Source organism: Vibrio sp. YT-16 (assembly GCF_033337405.1).
In the GTDB taxonomy this organism is placed as follows: domain Bacteria; phylum Pseudomonadota; class Gammaproteobacteria; order Enterobacterales; family Vibrionaceae; genus Vibrio; species Vibrio alginolyticus.
On sequence record NZ_JAWOQQ010000005.1, the window covers coordinates 169,610 to 191,432 of the forward strand.

The 21,823-nt window shown below is 41.7% G+C and carries 15 protein-coding genes; 7 read left to right on the forward strand and 8 right to left on the reverse strand.

From position 1 onward, the window contains the following. Positions 1–2: 2 nt before the first annotated feature. Both R7F07_RS11370 and R7F07_RS11375 read left to right on the forward strand, forming a co-directional pair. The gene (locus R7F07_RS11370) at positions 3–2,168 is read left to right on the forward strand and encodes a heparinase II/III family protein (protein ID WP_138940340.1); all 2,166 of its coding nucleotides are present in this window, start codon (positions 3–5) and stop codon (positions 2,166–2,168) included. A 321-nt stretch (positions 2,169–2,489) separates the two neighbouring features. After that, positions 2,490–4,241, forward strand: coding sequence for a polysaccharide lyase family 7 protein (locus R7F07_RS11375; protein WP_171342558.1), 1,752 nt, complete (start codon positions 2,490–2,492; stop codon positions 4,239–4,241). A gap of 472 nt (positions 4,242–4,713) precedes the next feature. Here R7F07_RS11375 and R7F07_RS11380 read toward each other — a convergent pair whose 3' ends face one another. Beyond that, complete coding sequence (locus tag R7F07_RS11380) at positions 4,714–6,279, reverse strand: polysaccharide lyase family 7 protein (RefSeq protein WP_017821221.1); 1,566 nt, start codon at positions 6,277–6,279, stop codon at positions 4,714–4,716. Positions 6,280–6,355: 76 nt separating this feature from the next. Then, complete coding sequence (locus tag R7F07_RS11385) at positions 6,356–7,129, reverse strand: oligogalacturonate-specific porin KdgM family protein (protein WP_017634227.1); 774 nt, start codon at positions 7,127–7,129, stop codon at positions 6,356–6,358. 571 nt (positions 7,130–7,700) lie between these two features. On the opposite strand from R7F07_RS11385, the gene R7F07_RS11390 reads away from it, so the two are divergent. After that, positions 7,701–9,446, forward strand: coding sequence for a hypothetical protein (locus R7F07_RS11390; protein ID WP_017821220.1), 1,746 nt, complete (start codon positions 7,701–7,703; stop codon positions 9,444–9,446). Between the two features lie 228 nt (positions 9,447–9,674). Here the strand turns inward: R7F07_RS11390 and R7F07_RS11395 are convergent, their stop codons facing one another. From R7F07_RS11395 to R7F07_RS11405, 3 genes are all read right to left on the reverse strand, one after another. Further along, complete coding sequence (locus R7F07_RS11395; protein WP_017821219.1) at positions 9,675–10,718, reverse strand: polysaccharide lyase family 7 protein; 1,044 nt, start codon at positions 10,716–10,718, stop codon at positions 9,675–9,677. Positions 10,719–10,915: 197 nt separating this feature from the next. Beyond that, positions 10,916–12,205: an MATE family efflux transporter gene (locus tag R7F07_RS11400; RefSeq protein ID WP_025998585.1), complete on the reverse strand. Its 1,290-nt coding sequence runs from the start codon at positions 12,203–12,205 to the stop codon at positions 10,916–10,918. A 189-nt stretch (positions 12,206–12,394) separates the two neighbouring features. Further along, positions 12,395–13,111: a FadR/GntR family transcriptional regulator gene (locus R7F07_RS11405; RefSeq protein WP_017634231.1), complete on the reverse strand. Its 717-nt coding sequence runs from the start codon at positions 13,109–13,111 to the stop codon at positions 12,395–12,397. A gap of 560 nt (positions 13,112–13,671) precedes the next feature. Between R7F07_RS11405 and R7F07_RS11410 the strand changes: the two genes are divergently transcribed. From R7F07_RS11410 to R7F07_RS11425, 4 genes are all read left to right on the forward strand, one after another. Beyond that, positions 13,672–14,391, forward strand: a complete 720-nt coding sequence (locus tag R7F07_RS11410; RefSeq protein ID WP_005388529.1) for a FadR/GntR family transcriptional regulator — start codon at positions 13,672–13,674, stop codon at positions 14,389–14,391. Between the two features lie 142 nt (positions 14,392–14,533). Next, positions 14,534–16,396, forward strand: coding sequence for a putative nucleotidyltransferase substrate binding domain-containing protein (locus R7F07_RS11415; RefSeq protein WP_017634232.1), 1,863 nt, complete (start codon positions 14,534–14,536; stop codon positions 16,394–16,396). Next, positions 16,396–17,112 carry a 3'-5' exonuclease gene (locus tag R7F07_RS11420; protein ID WP_005388533.1) on the forward strand — a complete coding sequence of 239 codons (717 nt, stop codon included), beginning with the start codon at positions 16,396–16,398 and terminating at the stop codon, positions 17,110–17,112. Before R7F07_RS11415 ends, R7F07_RS11420 begins: the two co-directional genes overlap by 1 nt. Positions 17,113–17,798: 686 nt before the next feature. Beyond that, positions 17,799–19,580 carry a sodium:solute symporter family transporter gene (locus tag R7F07_RS11425; RefSeq protein WP_031781211.1) on the forward strand — a complete coding sequence of 594 codons (1,782 nt, stop codon included), beginning with the start codon at positions 17,799–17,801 and terminating at the stop codon, positions 19,578–19,580. A 350-nt stretch (positions 19,581–19,930) separates the two neighbouring features. Here R7F07_RS11425 and R7F07_RS11430 read toward each other — a convergent pair whose 3' ends face one another. From R7F07_RS11430 to R7F07_RS11440, 3 genes are all read right to left on the reverse strand, one after another. Further along, a complete protein-coding gene (locus R7F07_RS11430; protein WP_154203902.1) occupies positions 19,931–20,557 on the reverse strand; it encodes a hypothetical protein in 627 nt (208 codons plus the stop codon). A gap of 326 nt (positions 20,558–20,883) precedes the next feature. Then, entirely contained in the window at positions 20,884–21,204 is a 321-nt protein-coding gene (locus tag R7F07_RS11435) for a DOPA 4,5-dioxygenase family protein (RefSeq protein WP_005375836.1), read from the reverse strand. 396 nt (positions 21,205–21,600) lie between these two features. Further along, the gene (locus R7F07_RS11440) at positions 21,601–21,795 is read right to left on the reverse strand and encodes a hypothetical protein (RefSeq protein WP_127891143.1); all 195 of its coding nucleotides are present in this window, start codon (positions 21,793–21,795) and stop codon (positions 21,601–21,603) included. Positions 21,796–21,823 lie beyond the last annotated feature (28 nt).

Here is a 21,823-nt window from a genome sequence, read left to right on the forward strand (position 1 = left end):
TAATGAGCTACCAAACCCAGTCTTACCAACCGCTATTAATGAACTTTGAAGAAGCGGCAGAACTAAGCAAAGCACTTGGCACGGATAGCCTATTAGGAAATGCACTAGCACGTGACATCAAACAAACTGACGCTTACATGGCTGAGGTGGGCATTGAAGTTCCAGGTCACGGCGAAGGCGGCGGCTACGAGCATAACCGTCACAAGCAAAACTACATCCACATTGATCTAGCGGGTCGCCTATTCCTTATCACTGGCGAACAGAAATACCGCGATTACATCGTCGACATGCTAACGGCTTACGCGAAGGTATACCCGACGCTAGAAAGCAACACCAGCCGTGACTCTAACCCTCCGGGTAAGATCTTCCACCAAACTCTGAACGAGAACATGTGGATGCTATACGCGTCTTGTGCGTATAGCTGCATTTACCACACGTTGGAAGAAGAGCAAAAAACACTGATTGAAAACGACCTGTTCAAACAAATGATTGAACTGTTCGTAGTCACTTACGGTCACGACTTCGACATCGTACACAACCACGGTCTGTGGGCGGTAGCAGCAGTAGGTATCTGTGGTTACGCAATTAACGATCAAGATGCGGTAGACAAAGCGCTTTACGGCTTGAAACTGGACAAAGTGAGCGGCGGCTTCCTAGCTCAGTTAGACCAACTGTTCTCGCCAGACGGCTACTACATGGAAGGTCCTTACTACCACCGTTTCTCGCTACGTCCAATCTACCTATTCGCAGAAGCGATTGAACGTCGTCAGCCTGAGCTTGGTATTTACGAGTTCAACGACTCAGTCATCAAGACCACGTCTTACGCAGTATTTAAGACGGCATTCCCAGATGGCACTTTGCCAGCACTGAACGATTCATCGAAGACGATTTCGATCAACGATGAAGGCGTAATCATGGCAACGTCAGTATGCTTCCACCGTTACGAGCAGTCTGAAACGCTACTTGGCATGGCAGACCACCAGCAAGACGTTTGGGTTCATATCTCAGGTAAAACATTGTCTGACGCAGTTGCAGCCGCAGATAACATCAAACCATTCAACTGGGGTAGCCTATTCGTGACTGACGGTCCAGAAGGCGAAAAAGGCGGCGTAAGCATTCTTCGTCACCGTGACGAACAAGATGACGACACAATGGCGCTTATCTGGTTTGGTCAGCACGGCAGCGATCACCAGTACCACTCAGCGCTAGACCACGGTCACTACGATGGTCTTCACCTGAGCGTGTTTAACCGCGGTCATGAAGTGCTGCACGATTACGGCTTTGGTCGCTGGGTAAACGTTGAGCCTAAATTTGGCGGTCGTTACATTCCAGAGAACAAGTCTTACTGTAAGCAGACAGTCGCGCACAACACAGTAACAGTTGACCAAAAGACGCAAAACAACTTCGACACAGCCCTAGCAGAAACCAAGTTCGGCTCTAAGCACTTCTTCAAAGCTGATGACGAAAAGCTGCAAGGCATGAGCGGTCGTATTTCTGGTTACTACAACGGTGTAGACATGCAGCGCAGCATCATTCTTGCTGAATTGCCAGAATTCGAAAAACCACTTGTGATTGATGTTTACCGCATCGAAGCAGATCAAGAGCACCAATACGACCTGCCGGTGCACTACTCTGGTCAAATCATCCGTACGGATTTTGAATACGATGTAGAAAGCACGCTACGCCCAATGGGCGAAGACAACGGCTACCAACATCTATGGAATGTAGGTTCAGGCCAAGTTCAAGGCAGCTCGCTTGTTAGTTGGTTGCACGACAACAGTTACTACTCGCTAATCACAAGCGCAACAAACGGCGGCAAAGTGTTCTTCACTCGCACTGGCGCAAATGATCCAGACTTCAACTTGAAGAGCGAGCCTGCACTGATCCTACGTCAATCTGGTCAGAACCACGTGTTTGCTTCTGTGCTAGAGACACACGGTTACTTCAACGAGTCTATTGAAGCATCGGTTGGCGCTCGTGGCCTAGTAGACTCAGTAACCGTCGTTGGCAACAACGAAGTGGGCACCGTGATTCGTCTGCAAACCACAACAGGCAACGCTTACAACTTCGCTATCTGCAATCTAGACGAAGACAAGCAAAACGCGGCACATCGCGTTGAATTCGACGGTGTGGCTTACACTTGGGAAGGCGTATTCGCACAAATTTAATCTTTAGCTAGTCACTAAAAATTAATGTAAAAATCGGGAACTAATTCAAAGCCGGACGTCATGTTCGGCTTTTTTTGATTGTTTACATGACTCTACATGAGCTTATCAATTAGCGTTTAATCATAGTAAAACCGTTAATAACTCTTAGAAAAACAGACATAACTTAACCTTACGCCTTATCAAAGACACCACTTATAGATATAGAACTCTTCTGAGATTTAATTAACACTTTTACTATTTAACTTATGACTAAACTACTCCCCAACAACACCAAAATGATATTGTATTACAAATATTAAATAGTGTAAGAGGCTTACTACTGTGTTTATAAAATCAACTAAATTGCTTCTAATAAGCTTCTCTGGGCTTGGATTAATAGGATGTGGAGGAAATACCTCCCCTACAAGACAAGATGATAAACCAAATATTCCACACCAAGAGCATGTAGCACCATACTCAATAGCAAAATTTCAAAACATATTGAGAAATTCAGATTTACAAGTATCAGATCCCGATGGGAAGGAGGGAAATAAAACCAGTGACGTCAAAAATGGAGCATTCTCGGATTATAAGAGTGACCACTTTTACGCAGAAAAGGATTCCAATTACCTTGTCTTTAAAATGTCGAACTACAAAATGCGCTCAGAAGTTCGTGAGCGAGAAAACTTCAACATTTCAGAACAAGGCGTCTTTAGAACTTTGTATGCAGATGTTCGATTACCAGAGATTAACCTTGCAATGGCTAGCTCCCCTGCAAACCATGATGAAGTCACTTTCCTGCAAATTCATAACAAAGGCACAGATACTTCTGGTACAGGTGCTATCCCACACCCTTTGTTACGAATCGTTTGGGAACAAGAACGAAACAGTATCACTGGTCATTACTGGGCGGTAGTAAAGAACAATGCCATAGATTGCAGTCTACCTTCTAGCGCATCAGATTGTTATGCAACATCATACGATCGTTATGATTTAGGAAAAGCCGATCTCAACGCATTCACGCGATTCGAAGTAAAAATCGGAGAAAACACATTAACCATTAAAGTGAACGATGAGCAAAAGGTAAATGTAGATGTATCCTACTGGCAGCACCTCCTGAGCTACTTTAAAGCCGGAGTTTATAACCAGTTTGAAAACGGTGAAGCAAAGGTACAATTTAAGCAGTTAGGACTAACCAAAACTGACCATACTGATTCAATAGCTTGGAATATTGACGATTGGAAATTAACCATTCCTGCAAGCAAAAATGATTGGTATGGTTTTGGCGGTGACAGCGCGGCTGAATTAGAGCCTGAGCGTTGTAATTCAAGTAAAGATCTTCTGTCTAACGAAGAGAGCGTTTACCAACGCGAGATTGATTTATCATACTTCAATGTTATTGACGGTAGCATGCATTTCCGCGCCGATATGGGTTACGGCACGTCAACGGCCAACTCCAGTTACATCCGTTCAGAATTGCGAGAGCTCTACATCAGTACTAACTCCCCGGATTGCAGCACCAGCGATGAAGAGACAAGTTGGTATATTGAAGATAGTCGTACCGGTGCAACTTCGCATACGCTAAACGCAACACTAAGAATCAACGAATACCCTAAAATCGACGGTCAATTACCAAAAGTCGTGGTAGGCCAGATACATGGTTGGAAAATCAGCCAAGCACTCGTAAAGCTACTTTGGGAAGGTGAGAATAAGCCAGTCCGAGTTATTCTGAACGATAACTACAAACTTGATAACAACAAAGACTGTACTGATTGTAACGCATTCAGCGTTAAGCTTGGTACCTACGCGGTAAACGAAGACTGGCAATATACGATCCGTGCCGATAAGGAAGGACTGTTTTTAGCCACCTACGATGCAGATGGCAGTAATATGGTCTCGCACACACTGAAGTGGGGAGAAGCATACTCAGACACCGCTAACAACAAGTCCTATACTCTTACTGAAAGATGGGCGTCGCCTGATATTGCGTTTTACTTCAAAGCCGGAATTTACCCTCAGTTTAAACCTGATAATGCATATCGAGGAGAAATCTTTGATGTGAGCTTTAGTGTTTTGAGCACTCTTCATCAATAGTCATTTCAATCTCTTAGCAATAGGCTTGCTACTTTGCTCTAAAGCAACGAACAAAGCTCATACTGCCGCCACGGGAAATTTATTTTCTCGTGGCCTCTTCTTTTAGAACACCACAATTCAACTCGCTTCACGCATAGTGTTTCCTTCTACGATAAATATATAAATCAACCTCCACTTAGGCAGCTTAAAAACAGCGTCTATAGTTTCGTGAGATATTTATCTACCCTAACGCTGAGTTATTTTAAATTTAACCAATTAAACTACTCTAATATACATTAGCACTTAAAAATAAACATTGTCAGAAGATAAAAGCAATCAATAATTATTACCTATCTATGATGATAAATTTTTAAATTAATTTATCTATGTCAATTAAAATAACATTTGAGCTGTTTTATTCTTCTATAGAAAGAAAAAGCCCTCAGCTACAAAGCTGAGGGCAAAGGACTTCAATCAACTAAAAGTGATAGAACTAGCCTTGGTACTTACCAAAAGATTGTTTTAATTTATAGAAAGTAGCTTGTGCGTAATCATCTGGATTACCGTACATATTCTGGTTATAGACACCGGCTTTAAAGTACATATATCTGCCACCTTCGTCATAGCCACTGTCACTCATATCTACGACTTGAACAACATCATCTTTACCATCACGTTTTACCGTAACTGTCATTGTGTTGCCTTTCACATCAATGATGTAGCTGAATTTTTCACCTAGCGCGATGCCATCGTCACCGATTTCACCAGTCATATCACCCACTAAGCTGTAGTAATCCTCTGTTCCAGTTTTGGTTTTTTCGTGAGCAAAGTAAACTGTACCTGTTGGTTGGTCTGGTAGCTTACGATAATAAAGACGAATTGGCTCATCATCTTTGTCATGAATCTGGCCGATAATAAAGCGGCCAACTTCATGCGACTGACCAGTTGTGGTTGCGTGGTCAATCTTCAGAGTCGCTTCAAGCGTACCGTCTACACCACCCGCTTCTTTTTGATCTTCAACTGGTGCAGAACTGAATACCCAGTTATTAGGATTTACACCTTTTGTGCTGTAAGACTTATCACCAGCACGAAGCATGGTACGTAACTCAGTTCGCGCGTATTTAGTGTTTTCAGAAGTTCGAGCGCCTTTCACATAGCTCTTGAATACCATTCCGCCATCATCAGCTGTGTAGAATATATCAGAGTGTTGGAAGCCGTTAGCCAAGTCCCACTCATCAATATCATCAGCACGACCATCTTTGTCATGGTCGAAAGGTGTCGTCAGTTTCCAACGTGTTAAGTCAAAGTTTTCACCCGGTGCATTTGTAGCGAGTGGCTCTTTCGGTAACGTAGGGTAAGGCATCGCTTTAGAAAGATCACACGTCACAGTCGTTTCACAAGGACGGACGATTGGTGCTCCAAAGTCGCCTTTACGATTCTTTTTGAGTAAATCCTTTTGTGCCTTTTGCTCCGCTTTCATTTGCGCAATCATAGCCGCTTCAGCGTTAACGACGTCATCAGTAATGATGTGACTTGCCGGACAGGCATTAATTCCGCAATTAACTGCCGCTAACTCAGTAACTGAGTTCCATTGGTTTTTGCTATTACCGTGGCCAACGTAACGAACATAGCGTGCTTTTACTGCAGGCTCAAACTGGAAGCGCTCTAAGCCAAGTGCGCGACCAGAGCTTTGCGCACCCTCAATAACCGTCACCCAGTTTTCACCATCAGTACTAAACTGAACATCAAATTTGCTGACGCGTTCGTTACCTTTGCTGAACGAGGCTTGAATTGCGTCGAACTCATAAACCGAGCCGTAATCCAACATCGCCCACTCACCATCACCATTTGCTGACCAACGTGTCATAATATCTTGGTCAAACAACTGCTCTGGAACATTACCATCATGACTACTCGCCGTTATCGTAACGGGAGTCAGAATATCAGCACCAGTTTCTTGGTTGTTTGGAAATGGATCTACCATGGTCGCCGTACTATTACAGCCCACAGCAAGTAAAATAGAAGAAGCTAACAAGCTTTTGAAGAAAATATGCTTCATGTAATCTAACACCTACAATATAAAAATGAATTAACAGCTCTTTTGCTGTAACAACAATTAGGCAATAACACTCGGGTTAAAAGCTGTATTTAAGGCCAAGGCGTGTTCTCAATTGGCGGTCATCCGTGGTTGAACCATCCTTACCTTTGACATTCCACAATTCAAAGTAAGGACGGAAATCTCCCATTTGGTAACCAACAATTAAGCCAGCATCCCACTCAGAATCTTTCCAATCAGATAAACGCACTTCGTCATAGTTTTTGTTGTAGTTGATCTCATAGCTCAGCTTGACGTTATCAAGGTACTCGTTATCAAACTGACGCATATCGTAAGAGCCTGTCAGTGTCCACTTACCTTGTTCAACTGTTTTCCCAGCAACGCTTACCGAAGTACCATCCGTTAGTGTTTTGTTACCTGCACCATCTGAATAAACTTGAAATTCGTGTCGGTAACGTAAAGCGGTACTTAAGCCAAAAGAGGATTTGTAACCAACACGAACTTGTGGTTTATAAGTGGTTTTTTCGTCATCATCACCAAAAGTAATAGGCATCCCTGGTTGGATAAACCATTGTTTATTTATTTGGTAGCGAACTCCCCAATCAAACTCAGAATCACCAGCAACGAGTTGATCCCAAAAATGCGAGTTGTCGTAACTATGGAATTTTTGTTCAACACCAAAGTTCAGTTTGGTCTGATCGTTAATTTTAGAACTACCACTAATTTTGATACGTTGGGCATAAGTTTCACTCTCATGCTTATATTCTGCGCGATAGTCTAAAGTTGCTGCGGAAACCGCTCCCGCCATTAATGTGGAAGCAACGAATAGGGACATTGTTGTAACTGCTTTCATGATTATATCTCTCTGTATATATTTTTTGGGATACCACTTAAATCCCTGGATTTGATTCAACACTATTGAATTAATGTATGACAAATACTAGTTAATTCATCATGAGAGTTCTGTGATATTAATCATGTAAGTGCCCCTCAACTGACAATTTGTATTATTATATATTCAAAAGTGTTAGCTATGTCTGATTCTAAAACGACCTTTGTAGACATCACTTACAGAGAAATGTTTTAACTCGTTTCATATGATAAAGAAGAAGATTAAAAAAACATAAAAAACAATAAATTCAATAACTTAAAGCCAAAAATCTTGACATGAAATCAAAATTCCCTTGCTAAATCACCTTTAGTTTTTGCTGTTCCTCTATAAAGAAAGCTGTCAACCTCATAAAGGTTCAGCTCTTATTGATGTTGATATTCAACTATTTTGTGTGACTTATTCATCACTTCAGTGAGCAATCATTGTATCTAGTGTGAGTCGGATCATTCTATTGATAAAACCATCTAGATGACAGAAATTATTTGTCTAACAATATTACATAAATAAAAACACATAGAAGTGAGTACCTACCATGCAAGTAACAAAAATTGCAGCAGCAATTGCTATTTCCACAGGTTTGTTAACCGGATGTAACACTGATTTAAGGGATGCACCATCGGCCCCCCCACCAACAGAAACTGAGTCTGAGTTGAGCCAAGGTATGTGGGATATTTCAACACCAGCCACTGTGGCGAAATCCGATGATGAGCACGACCTGCCAAACGTCTATGTCTTTGAAGACGGTACGCAAAAGTATTATAACGATGATGATAACTTCGGTACTTACACAATCTACACTTCAACTTATACCGAAGATAAAGATACAGAGACGCTTACATTCAACCTTTATGACGAGAGCGATCTAAGTAACCCCACCGAGTTAACAGGGACTTATGAAGTTTCAAACGGCATGTTAACCATCTCAGGAACAAATGACGGAAACTTCACCGGTAACGATGAATCAGAAAACGATGCGGTGAAAGATGCAGTTGCAGCGGCAAATAATGACGCTGGCGATAACAACGTCGTACAAATTTTGGATACCAATAAAGGTGGAACAGAAGAAGACACCGGTGAGTTACGAATCAAGCTGTCTGATTCAACGAGTGTTTCAGAAATTTCAACAGGCCGACTAACTGTAGATCTAACTTACCAGCATCATGAAGAAACAGAACAGGAAGCCGACGGTTCTGGTGACAATGCTTACATCTCATTTTATGCAGCAAAAACCTCGAATTCCAACTTGCATGGCGAAGTGGCATTTGAAAACGGCAAAATCAAATACCGCGATGCAAGTGGAAACTTGACGGAAACAGGCGACACGTTTGAGTTAGGTGAAAACCTCGCGATAGAAGTCAGTTGGGTAGAAAACTTCTTCTCTTTTTCGGTTAACGGTAAACAAATAGGTGAAATGTTACCTGTCGCTGATGGCACCGCTGTAACTTATGTATCACTGAGACTAGGTGATAATGGCAACACTACAAACTTTGAATTAAATGCAGACAACTTGAAGATTTACTCTAGTGATTCGGGCTCTGAAGTGTTGGTTCTAGAAGAGGATTTTGACAACTACATTCCAGGCTTAGACCTCGCGACAATTTACAACAGTGCATCAAGCGAAGCGGTTGTCATTTCAGACGGAAGTTCTAATCCTGATAAACCGTCAGAAGACGTGAGTGAAAACTTTGACTCATACCCAGTAGGAACAAATATCAGTTCAGCAAACTCTAGTTGGAAAGAATACAATACGGTTGCTGATGACTCCTCCACCTTGACGTCCGTGGCTGTAGTAAGTGATGATGTATCAAAGAGCGGCGCTAACTCTCTGCTAATATCCGACACAGATACGACCAACAAACCATACGTTACGCGCGAGTTTTCAAACGGAGCAACATCAAACGGTAGCGTGTCATTCGATGTTTACATTCCGTCAGACAACGAAAAAACTACATACATTAATGTTGGCTCAGGTAAAAACAACTCAGATCGTTACTACGAATTGAGAATTTCGGGCAGTGGTAAAGTTGAAGCCGAAGCAGGATCAGATGACGTAGAAATAGGCACTATTACGACTGACGCTTGGAACTCAATGTCCCTAGCTTGGGATGGTGATGAGATTAACGTTTCTATTAATGGAAAAACGGTTGATGCGCCAAGCCAGTCCGAAACAGGCTTAGACGCAACGAATACACCATCACAACTGACTATTTATGTAGGGGACACAAGTGGTGCTTCAACAAAAGCATATTTCGATAACATCGATTCAAAGCAACTCTAGTGTTATTTTGTAGCACTTGATACTAGGCCAGGCTTTCGAGCCTGGCTTTATTTTTTTACCTCTTCAGAAGAACAAAATTCAACACAATACTCTAAATTCAAGCCAGTCCCAGTGATTGCTTGCTCTATCTTGTTTCTTACCTTTTAAAGAATTCCACTGAAAACAAAAGCCTCATCAAATCGATGAGGCTTAAGTAGAAATCGAGTAGCTCTTAGTTTTCTATTAGTTTCAATTTTGATTTAGCTTGAGCTTAGAAAATGTCACGCTGTTATAGTCACCGTTTTTCTTGTCGACTGAAAAATCACCGGTGCCCGCACATCCTGTACCCCACACAGGGTGAGACTCACTGACGCTACATTGACCATAAGCTCCTGCTTTAAAATAGAACATGTCTTCTGCGTAGCCATGCTCAAAGTCCTTACTATCAATCCCCTTACTGAGATCTATGGAATAATTCACTGTCTCGTGGCGTTCTGTTTCAAACGTCAAGTTCATCATAGTTCCTTGAACTTCTATCTTGTAGCTGAACTCTTCACCAAGAGCGATACCTGCTTGGCCTGGTTCTTCAAGGTTATCCCAAGTATTTCCCCATACTGGATATGCAATATCAATACGATTTGGATCTTCCTTCGCTAGGTTACGCTCGTAGTTCCAAAATACAGAGCCCATTTTGTGTTCTGGGAATTTTTTATAGAAGATTTTAATGGGTTCATTTCCATGTCCATAACCTTTACCCTCTTTTATTCTTGCATCAATTTTTTTCGCGTGGATTTGACCGACAACAACAGAATGAGCAGGCCCTTTTTCTGGAAATTTGGCGTGTTCAGAAACATGGTTCACTTTCAAGGTCGCTTCCAACGTTCCACCTACGCGACTGTGTTTAGCAGCCTGAGGGTGGCTCGATAAAGCCCAATGGTTTGCTAAATCATCGGTTTGAATAGAAAAGTCAGCGCCACGAGGCATTTCACGTAGTTCAGAGCGCGCATTCTTCGAGTTTTTTGTCGTTACCGCTTTATTCTGCACTTCAAATACCAAGTTGCCTTCTTCGTTCAAGAAGAAGAAGTCTTTGTGTGAATAACTCAGCATCGCCACACCCTCGATTTCGTCCACTTTTCCGTCTTCATTGATATCTGAAGGAATAGTGATCTTCCAGTTTCGCATATCAAATTTATCGGCAGGGACTGGATAATCAACGCCATTATTTAAATCAGAAGCGATAGCAAGAGTTGGTAAGGTAACAGCCATTGCGGCTACGAGTAGATTGAGTTTCATGTTTAAACCTTATTATATGTAATATTGTCATACATATAATAAGGTTTGCAAAGGAATGATTCGAGGAAAGAAGTTATGATGTGCTCTATTGATCACAATTTATAAACTCGATAAACCCCAAAATGATAAGCTAGACATACTCCTCTTTAGTCCATAGCATCTACGAATCTTTTCGACCTAATCCCAAAGTCATAGGATCAATCGTACATTAGCTTGTCTGCCTTATTAATATCGAAATCTTTCAGAGACTTACGTGCTAAATGCCTAAATGGCCATGCCTTAACAATTTCTTCAAACGGCATGATTGCAAACACCCAAAATACTGAAAGATCCAAGTATAAAATCATCAAAGCACATAACGGTATTGAGATTACCCACTGACCGGTAAAGTTAATCTTAAACACCTCCGTTGTTTTACCTAACGCTCTCAAAATATGACCATGAACGGTGTTATAGCCACGTACTATCGGTAGCAGTATGTAAAGTGGAGCAATCGCGGATAACGCTTTGTAAGTACTCGGGTCTAAGTCGGGATACAAATCAGGAAGCACGAAACTAAGTGCAAAAAAGAAAAATGCTGAAACGAACGAGATCATCACGGCCATATCAATACTAATATCGACATTGTTACGCAGCTCATCCATTTTTCTTGATCCAATTGCTTGGCTAATCGTGATTGCCGATGAATGCGCCCAAGCAGTAATGAACTGAGTACCCGCTTTGATCCAAGGCATCACGATAGTCATAGCGACATAAGCATTTAAGGTCAGTTGCGAGTACAGCAACATGTATATCGTTGCGCCAGTTTGTAACATTGTGACGTTCGCCGCGACGGGGAAAATCTCTTTAAAATGCTTATGTATATTGCTTTTCAATGACGCATCAAGCTTCTTAATAGACAAGATGATAGAATCATCAAGCTTAATGCACATGGTTAAATATAACAGCCGAATACTAATAGCAACCAAACTACCCGCCGCGGCGCCTTGAACGCCAATACCTTCAAAATTAGTCAGGCCGTGAATCAGAACATAAGACATCGCCACGTTGACTGGCAATTCAATCAAATAGCCTTTAAATGGAACTTTGGTCCGTCCAAGCGCATTGAACACCGCAATCATAACCTGAGTAATGGCATTGAATATGACGATGAACTTAGCAATTGCAAGGTAGCATTTTGTCTCCGCATAGAGATCAACGTTATCCGTCAACTTACTGATTAACGCTTCATCAAAGACAGTAATCAACAGCCAGAATAAGGATGCGACTAGAACGTTGATAACTAAAGCTGCCCAGAAACCTTTATTTAACGATAGATAATGACCAGAGCCTACGGCACGGCTAAGTACCAATTGAGACCCATTTGCTAGAGCCATTTGGATACCTAAAACAAAAGAAACTATTGTTGTAGCAATCCCCATAGCAGCAAGTGAAACTTCACCTAATGGCGTAACAAGCAGCGTATCAATCATAAGCATTGATTGCATCAACAAAGCATTAAGAGCAAGCGGCCAAGCAAGAGATAAGTTTTTCTTTATATATGGTTGAGAAAACATTAGTAAACCTTTGTAATGAGGTTAAACGTTTAAACTAAAGAGCTCTGTCATTAGGCAAAGTTCATGACAAAAAGAAACGACAGAAAACTCTTTTTAGTCAACAAAAATGTACGCAAGCTCTTAACTATTCACGGCGTCGGAAAGCCTCTGATTCTCATCATTTAACAGCGTTTGAGAGGCTAAACGAGCTTGAAATGAGTTTCCGACCATAATTGCATCATAAATTGCACGGTGCTCATTAAGGCAGAACCTCCCTCCTTCAACTGACTTGTCAATAAACACCTTAAATATGGTCGAAAGTATATTGCTGAAGGGAACGTAGAATTGATTATCGGTACAAAGGAATATCGTTTGATGAAACAAATGATCGTTAGCAATCCACTCATCATAATCGTGACATCGTGCTGCCATCGTCATTCTTTGAAATACAATTGACAACAGCTTTCTTTGCTCAGCATTGGCATTTTGGGCTGCCAGCGCACACGCCTCTGGTTCTATGGCTTTACGCAATCCTAAAAACTGAGATAGAAACGGCTTAGTATCTTCTAAATCTTGGATCCACTCTAAGAGTTGAGGATCAAGAAAATGCCAATAGTTTCTTGGTAGTACCGTAGTTCCAACTTTTGGTTTAGAGATAATTAAGCCTTTAGCAGACAGCAACTTCGTCGACTCTCGTAGTGCTGTCCGACTAACACCAAACAACTTACACAGTTCTATTTCACTCGGGAGTTTCTCATTTTGACTTAATTCTCCTGACAATATTTTGCGAGAAATCTGTCTTGCTACTTGTACATGTATCTTGTGATTTGAATTCCCGAGAAGTGAAAACTCTGCCATCTATATTCCTCATTGCCAGCAGCCTAAACGACTTGTTTAGCTAATAATTAGAAAAGGCCAAATGAAACACGCTTTGAAGGCGGAGACTTTCTGTGTAAATGTAAAGCACTGTTATTTAGCGTCTAAAATCTAACGATCTTATGAATATGATTTTTACTCGCGAGGTATATTGGCCAAACTCAATATTGAATGGTCGAGTAGTAACATCATACACACCGATCTTTAGTATATAATAATACAATATCACTTTATTTAACAAGAAACCTGACCTTCTATTCAAATTGTGTGCTGTGTATTGAAAATCAGTGAGTACAATAAGTAGGCGCGACTAGAGTTAACTAACATATTGAGCTAACAGATAAATAAGGAATGATGTAAGAATCGGTGGCCTCATCTGTTATACGCTAAGTATCATAATCATGAAGGCTTCATAAAGCAGTCGGAGATTCAAAATGGATTTGTGAAGACAACTGTTATTACGTAAACATCTTCTTGGTGAGCTACACTTTGGATGATATAGTCCAAGCTTAAATAATACAATTTTAACGATAAGTGATTTTATGTCTGGTGAATTTCATTCTATCTCCGGTTCCAAGCGCAGCTTACATGTACAAGTAGCTCGCGAAATTGCTCGTAGCATTTTGTCAGGCAAGATCCCTCAAGGGTCCATTCTTCCAGGAGAAATGTCCCTGTGTGAACAGTTTGGTATCAGTCGCACAGCTTTGCGTGAAGCCGTAAAACTTTTAACATCAAAAGGTTTACTCGAGTCACGTCCAAAAGTTGGTACTCGAGTCATCAACCGAGCGTACTGGAACTTTTTAGACCCACAATTAATTGAATGGATGGACGGTCTAACAGAGATAGATCAGTTCTGTCATCAATTTTTGGGGTTACGACGCGCTATAGAGCCTGAAGCTTGTGCACTCGCAGCGAAAAATGCCACTGCGGAACAGCGAATTCAGCTATCAGAAGCATTCCAAGATATGTTGGAAGTCGCTAAAGCAGACGAACTGGACAAAGCGCGCTGGATGGATGTAGATATTCGTTTCCATAGCATTATTTTTAACTCAACCGGAAACGACTTTTTCTTACCGTTTGGGCATGTTCTGACTACAATGTTCATTAACTTTATTGCTCACTCATCTGAGGAAGGCAATACGTGCATCGAAGAACATCGTGAGATTTATGAAGCAATAATGGCAGGCAATGCTGAAAAAGCACGTCAAGCTTCGGCTAACCACTTGTTGGAGTCAAAACATCGCTTACCCGAAGCCAGTTAAGCTTAGGGCTTGGGCGATCTAATAACTAGGCAAAAGCACGCATCTCGCGTGCTTTTTTAATTTCGTTTCCTCCAATTCTTTATGGCACACCATCAATATTTTGATATATAGTAATACAAATGTATTTTAAGAATGTTGTGTTATGACCGACTCGCTACTGCCAAATATCATACAGTTTATCAGCCAGATTGATCCGTTTGACAAGGTACCTAAAGGTGCACTTCGCGAGCTTGCTTCATCTGTTAAGATCACTTATTTAAGCAAGGGGGATGTTGTTGATCAGTATTCTTCTAAGAACGAAAAGTCACTTTATATTATTAGAACTGGCTCTATCGAACAGCGTAAATCTGATGGCATATTGAGAGCTAAACTTGGTCCGGAAGATTTGTTTGGCTTCACTTTTCTTGGTAACGAAGTCGAAAGCGGAAAAGAATACAAAGCAATTGCAATCGAAAATTCATTAGTTTATGTAATTCCAAATGCTGCGCTAAAAAAGTTGTGCACTTCTCATCCTGAATGTGCTGAACATTTTGCATCACAAGCTCAGGTACGGCTAAAGTCAGCATTAGATGTCGTGTGGTCTAACAAAGAAAAAGGGTTGTTTATTCGGCGTGTAGAGGAAGTTGCTAGTGGTCGAGTTGCAATTGTAACCGCTGAGCAATCCATTCAGTCAGTCGCCAACGAGATGATCGATAAGTGCTCTCCCTGCGCTGTCGTTTATCGTGATAATAAAATAGTTGGACTGATTACCGACCGAGATATGACAAAGCGAGTCATCGCCAAAGGATTAAGCATCTCAACACCAGTCGTCGAAGTCATGTCGCCTGATCCTAAAACAATTCATCCTGACGATTTAGTTCTGCACGCAGCCTCCATTATGATGCAGCACAACATAAGAAATTTACCCCTAGTCAGAGACAATAACGTCGTTGGCGTTTTGACAACAACGCACTTGGTTCAAAACCATCGAGTCCAAGCAATATTTTTAATTGAAAAGATCAAATATGCTGGCAGTGTCAAAGCTTTGTCTAGTTTTACGTCTGAGCGCCAAGCTATTTTTGAAGCATTAGTCGAAGGACGGGTTTCACCAGAAATCATTGGTAAAGTGATGACCATGATTATGGATGCGTACACTCGTAGGTTAATACAAATAGCCATTGATAAGTTGGGAACACCTCCCTGTGACTTCTCTTGGATTGTGGCAGGCTCTCATGCTCGCCAAGAAGTACATATGCTGTCAGATCAAGATAGCGCCATCGTATTAGATGATTCGGCAACAGATAACGACCGTATCTACTTCAAACATTTAGCAATGATAGTAAGTAATGGCCTGAATAAATGTAACTATCCATTGTGTCCAGGGAAATTTATGGCAGCGACCCCTAAATGGTGCCAGCCTCTCTCTGTTTGGAAAAAGTACTATAAGAAATGGGTGGCAAATCCTGAATACGAGCGCCTCCTCAATATCAGTGTCTTTTTAGAAATCCGAACCGTTTATGGAAACAAAGACTTTGAACAGATACTTCGCGATGAGCTTCACTCTAACATCAACGCTAATAGAGAATTCCTTACGATGTTAGTTAACGATGCGGTGAAAACAAACCCACCGCTAGGAATATTCAATAGCCTAGTATTACAAAAATCGGGAGAGAACAAGAAAACGCTCGACGTAAAAAAATACGCGATTAATCTAATCATTGATCTTGCAAGGATTTATGGTCTGGCAGTTGAATGTGACCTCACTGCAACTGATGAGCGTTTTAAAGCAGCTAACGAAAAAGGACTGCTCAGCCATGACGCGTACAAAAATATAATCAACGCATATCAATTCATCTTGTCGTTTCGATTTGCCCATCAATTAGAAGCACTAAAAAGTGGAGATGAGCCAAATAACCACATTGACCCCAATACGTTCGGTAGTTTTGAACGTCAACATTTAAAAGACGCGTTCCGCATCATTGCAGATCTACAAGAAGTCGCCAAACTCCGTTTTGGGAGCCGATAATGAAGCGCTTACTTGAGTACTTTCATCCATTGACACGAAAAAATCGTCAGAGACAAAAGCACTGTAAAAAGAAGCACATCCCTCTTTATCTTAAAAAGCTGCTTCGCTCGCCAAATCTGGACGTAAATCAACGAGCTTTTGACACTGAGTTCATCGTTCTAGATCTTGAAACAACTGGCTTAGACAGTGAGGAAGAAGTCATTCTTTCCATGGGCTGGGTAGAGATTCGACAAGGCCATATTGACTTAGCAACAAGTCAACACCTTTATGTACATAGCGACTCAAAAATTAAGCCCGAAACCATAGTTGTTAACCATATTACCCAACAAATGCTGACTGATGGAATCTCTATTCATGAAGCAATGCGGACATTCTTTAAAGCAGCAGAAAACAAAGTTATTGTTGCGCACGGATGTATAGTCGAAACTAGCTTTATTAATCAATATTTACAGCGAGTTTTCAACATAAAAGAGTTGCCGCTCATTTGGATAGACACCTTGCGAATAGAAAAAAGGTTACAAAGAGCTATCAATGCTTCCGATGAATCAGATGTGACTCTAGCAGCGACAAGGGAACGTTACGGGTTACCCGCTTACAACGGCCATAATGCACTTGCAGATGCAATTGCAACTGCAGAGTTACTATTAGTTCAACAAACCCGTATCGCACCTCAGACAAAAGCGACAGTCGGGCCCCTTTACCGGCTTAGCCTGTAATCATCCAGATCACAGGCCTATTTGCTAAACATGTTCTCTGTCACAATTTGGTATCATCAGCATTTACCTTAATTAATAATACAATATCATTAATGGAGGCGACGTTAGCAAAATGCAGCGAATAGCCATTGTCACTTGCCAACATCAGAGCGAGTGTAAACTGATTAGTTGCTCCATATCATAACTACATTTTAGAGAGCTTAGCATTGCATGTGCGCAATGATTGTCGAAGATCTAGCAGCGTTACATAAACAACCGAATTCAGGTGATGTCCCCTCGAACGTCATCTGCAGTGGTTAGTAATCATGTAAAGCCGCTGTTGCGAACTTCAGCCGACAGCTCGCGGTACTAGTACCGTTTGGCCCATGCAGTACAGGCTTGCATGGGCTTTTTTTTAACAATCCTACATCAATCGATGTTATATCCCTCTGCCAGATATGCATAAATCCGCGTCCATTCTTATTAGAGGACTTAAGATTCTTTATAAGTATATTCATAGAACCCATACCTAAACTCGACACTTTTAGCAGCTTCAGAGAAAAGCAATATCTGACACCGATCACTTGTATGATTAATTAAAGGGTTTATTACGCCTTACTGGTCACGGTTTTGAGTTATTGTACTACAAATAAGAGGAGCGAACGTTACTATTACTTAGGACAATAAACTACTTCAAAGGTCTAAAGATGGAACTCAATACTCTCATTGTGGGCATCTATTTTCTATTCTTAATCGCAATAGGTTGGATGTTCAGAACTTTTACTAGTACTACAAGCGACTACTTCCGAGGTGGCGGCAACATGCTTTGGTGGATGGTTGGAGCAACGGCGTTTATGACTCAATTCTCTGCTTGGACATTTACTGGCGCCGCTGGTAAAGCCTACAATGACGGTTTTGCTGTCGCTATTATTTTCCTTGCAAACGCGTTTGGTTACTTCATGAACTTCGCTTACTTTGCACCGAAATTTCGTCAGTTACGCGTCGTAACTGTCATAGAAGCCATTCGTATGCGTTTTGGTACAACAAACGAACAAGTATTTACTTGGTCTTCGATGCCAAACAGTGTTGTCTCTGCAGGTGTATGGCTTAACGCCCTCGCTATTATAGCTTCAGGTATTTTTGGTTTTGATATGACAGCAACCATCTGGATTACCGGTTTAGTTGTACTTGCGATGTCGGTAACTGGCGGCTCTTGGGCGGTTATCGCCTCCGATTTCATGCAAATGGTCATCATCATGGCGGTAACGATCACATGTGCAGCCGTTGCTATTGTTCAAGGTGGTGGAGTTACTGAAATTATCTCTAACTTCCCAGTCGCAGAAAGTGGCAGCTTTGTTGCAGGTAACAACCTGAACTACTTAAGCATCTTTAGTATTTGGGCGTTCTTTATCTTCGTTAAGCAGTTCTCTATTACAAACAATATGTTGAACTCTTACCGTTACCTAGCTGCAAAAGACTCTAAAAATGCAAAAAAAGCAGCTTTGCTAGCATGTGTATTGATGTTGGGTGGAGTTTTCATTTGGTTCATGCCTTCTTGGTATATTGCAGGCCAAGGTGTTGATTTAGCGGCAGCTTATCCAGATGCTGGTAACAAAGCAGGCGACTTCGCGTACCTATACTTCGTTCAAGAATACATGCCAGCAGGTATGGTTGGACTTCTGGTCGCTGCAATGTTTGCTGCTACGATGTCCTCTATGGACTCTGGTCTTAACCGCAATTCAGGTATTTTCGTAAAGAACTTTTATGAACCGATCGTTCGTAAAGGCCAAGCATCAGAGAAAGAGCTAGTCGCAGTTTCTAAAGCAACATCGGCGGTATTTGGCGTTGCAATTATTCTAATCGCGCAGTTTATAAACTCTCTAAAAGGTCTGAGTCTATTCGACACTATGATGTACGTTGGTGCGCTCATCGGGTTCCCAATGACAATTCCAGCGTTTTTAGGCTTCTTTATCAAGAAAACTCCAGACTGGGCCGGTTGGGGAACTCTAGTCGTGGGTGGCATCGTTTCCTACCTTGTTGGGTTTGTTATCACAGCTGATATGGTGTCATCGGCGTTTGGCCTTGAGGAGTTGACTAGCCGAGAATGGTCTGATGTGAAAGTAGCAATAGGTCTAATCGGACACATGACGCTAACTGGTGGCTTCTTCATGTTGTCGACTCTATTCTACAAGCCTCTAACTGACAAACGCCAAGCAGATGTCGATAAGTTCTTTGAAAACCTATCAACGCCTCTTGTAGCGGAATCAGTGGCACAGAGAAAACTCGATAACAAGCAACGTCAAATGCTGGGTAAACTTATCGCGGTCGCAGGTATAGGTGTCATGTTTATGGCTCTGCTACCTAACCCAGTATGGGGGCGCTTAGTGTTTATTCTATGTGGTGCCATCGTCGGAGGTGTTGGTCTACTACTTGTAAAAGCTGTGGATTCAAGCGCTGAACAAGCCTCTGAACCTGTGACAGAAAGTTAAATCTCTTATTCTAATAAACGCGGCTATTCTTTGGCCGCGTTTTTTAATTCTAAGTTCCCAGTACGAACACTTCCCCCTTTTACGAAGACATATCATCTTGTCTAGGGTTATCGAATTGCAGCTTTATTTTGTCATTCGATAAGGCTAAACCAGAACGTGATAATCTGATCGAGTTAAAAGTGCAGCCTACCTTGCTTAAGTAAACGCCCCAAAGCCATCCAAATATCTGATGAAGTAAAGATCTCGGCTCGTATACTTTGTTACCGCTTCGTGATTTAGACTCGCTAGTCCTTTACATCACCACCTAGTCTACAAGCCAAACTATTCCCGCTGAACAAACCATCTCGGGATTACTTAGGTACACTATTTTCTCTTTTTGCAGATGGCACAACAACCGCTACCAATAAAGCTAACAACAGGAACACGGGGCTAAGCATTAATCCATGCCAGATTGAATACCCATCATGGAACAGCCAGAATATACCAAGCGTCAGTAGGTACGAAAAGTAGCTGCAAAACACCAAGCTAATCGCGACAAAGCGCTTTTGATTAATAATAAGAATCCGCACTAGATACTGGCTAAGAATACCAGAGCAGCGCATGGCAAGTTGCCAATTAATGATAAAGAAAGCAAGCGCAATAAACCCAGCTACGACCAGTGCATCATGCGTGCTTAAAATGAAGTAGCTACCAAATCGGCTTATGATGACCGGATAATCGCCTTCGTATATCGTTGACCAAGATATTGCGTTCGCTGCTGCTACGTAATTGGCAAAATAAGCAATGGCGTAGAAAGTCGTTTGAGAACTGAACGGCTGAAATACATCCGTACAAAATCCTCGCCACTCTTCTTTGTTGGCGGTAGGCCCAACCCAGTCACGTTTTTTTTGAGCGGTACGCCCGGCAAACGCAGGCCCGTTGCGAAACAACAGCCAAAATATATAGAGTGCAAGTATAACCAAGAGTATTGAAAACATACCCTTCCCCCTCATAAATTATCGGCGCCACTGCCAATGGCGTTGGGGTCGTAAACTGCACTTCCCTGCTATACCTATTTGATTTATCAAAGACTTATTATTTTATTACCACCAAAATTCATTTAATGGCATGCTAAACAGCAACATTTTCACGCTTTGTGCGTGAAGTTCGAAAGCCTACTTTTAGGTTTAGCACAAAAATAACTACAGCAAAGCGTAAGAGAGGGATTCCGCACCCATCAATGAAGATGAGGCGTTAAGCAGAAGCTGCGACCGCAATGAGAAGAGAAGGATTCAAAGCGGTCATGCATGGGCGAGAAGAGCAACTATTTCTCTAACTTTTCTTCAAATACACCAATCTCTCTGCCCAACCAAATCGCGCGTTCTGTGTGATCGAGCAACTCTTCTTCGCTTACTGGGTGAATAAGCACAGAAAAATCGCCTCGAATCGTATCAAGCCACGCCAAGAACTCTTCACTCAATGATTCTAGGTGAATTTCAAACATCGGCATCTTGTGTGGGCCAACTAACCTTCCAACTAATGGAAACACACGCAGCACATCTTGACGCTCTTGACGGATGATCTCGTTCAAGGCTTGCGCTTTATCTTGTTCTCTTAGGGGAAAATAAACATGAGCGTGGTACATAACTTCTCCATAATCACTTCCGCTTGAGCACCACCTACTTTGGATAAGCTCAAGGACTGCCGAGGGTATACATTTGTAATGCCGTCACCCTACCTTGATTCCACTCAGTTGGGAAGAAGTTATGCATTCTCATAAGGTCGAGGCTTCGAGCACAACAAAAATTTGCAATTCATCATATAGCAACTGTTTGAGTTGATTCATTAATAATGACTCACTTTGTCAAATTTTACAGCCAAATTTTGTTGCAAATATGTTTCATTAACCAGTAATTAAATTCGAGTTTAAAAATACCACCAACAAAATAGCAGCATATTACTCTGCAAAATCAGGGTGTAAGCAAAACTTTACTACTGAGCGAAAGTCAAAATGAAGCATAATTTAACAATTTGTTTACACTTATTGTATCTGGCTATACCACGATTTAGTTAGAGGGTTAGATACAGAAAAGCCTTTCTCTGTATCTTGCGGTGAAATAGTCGCAGCGATGTTATCGACAAATAGTTTAAGGGACGAACAGATGCCTACCGCTATCGAAAGCACACGCAACCTTAGGTATGGCCTTTGCGCTGATATCAGAGTTTGAGTACCCATACAAACTCTGGTTTTGTATGAACAGCTG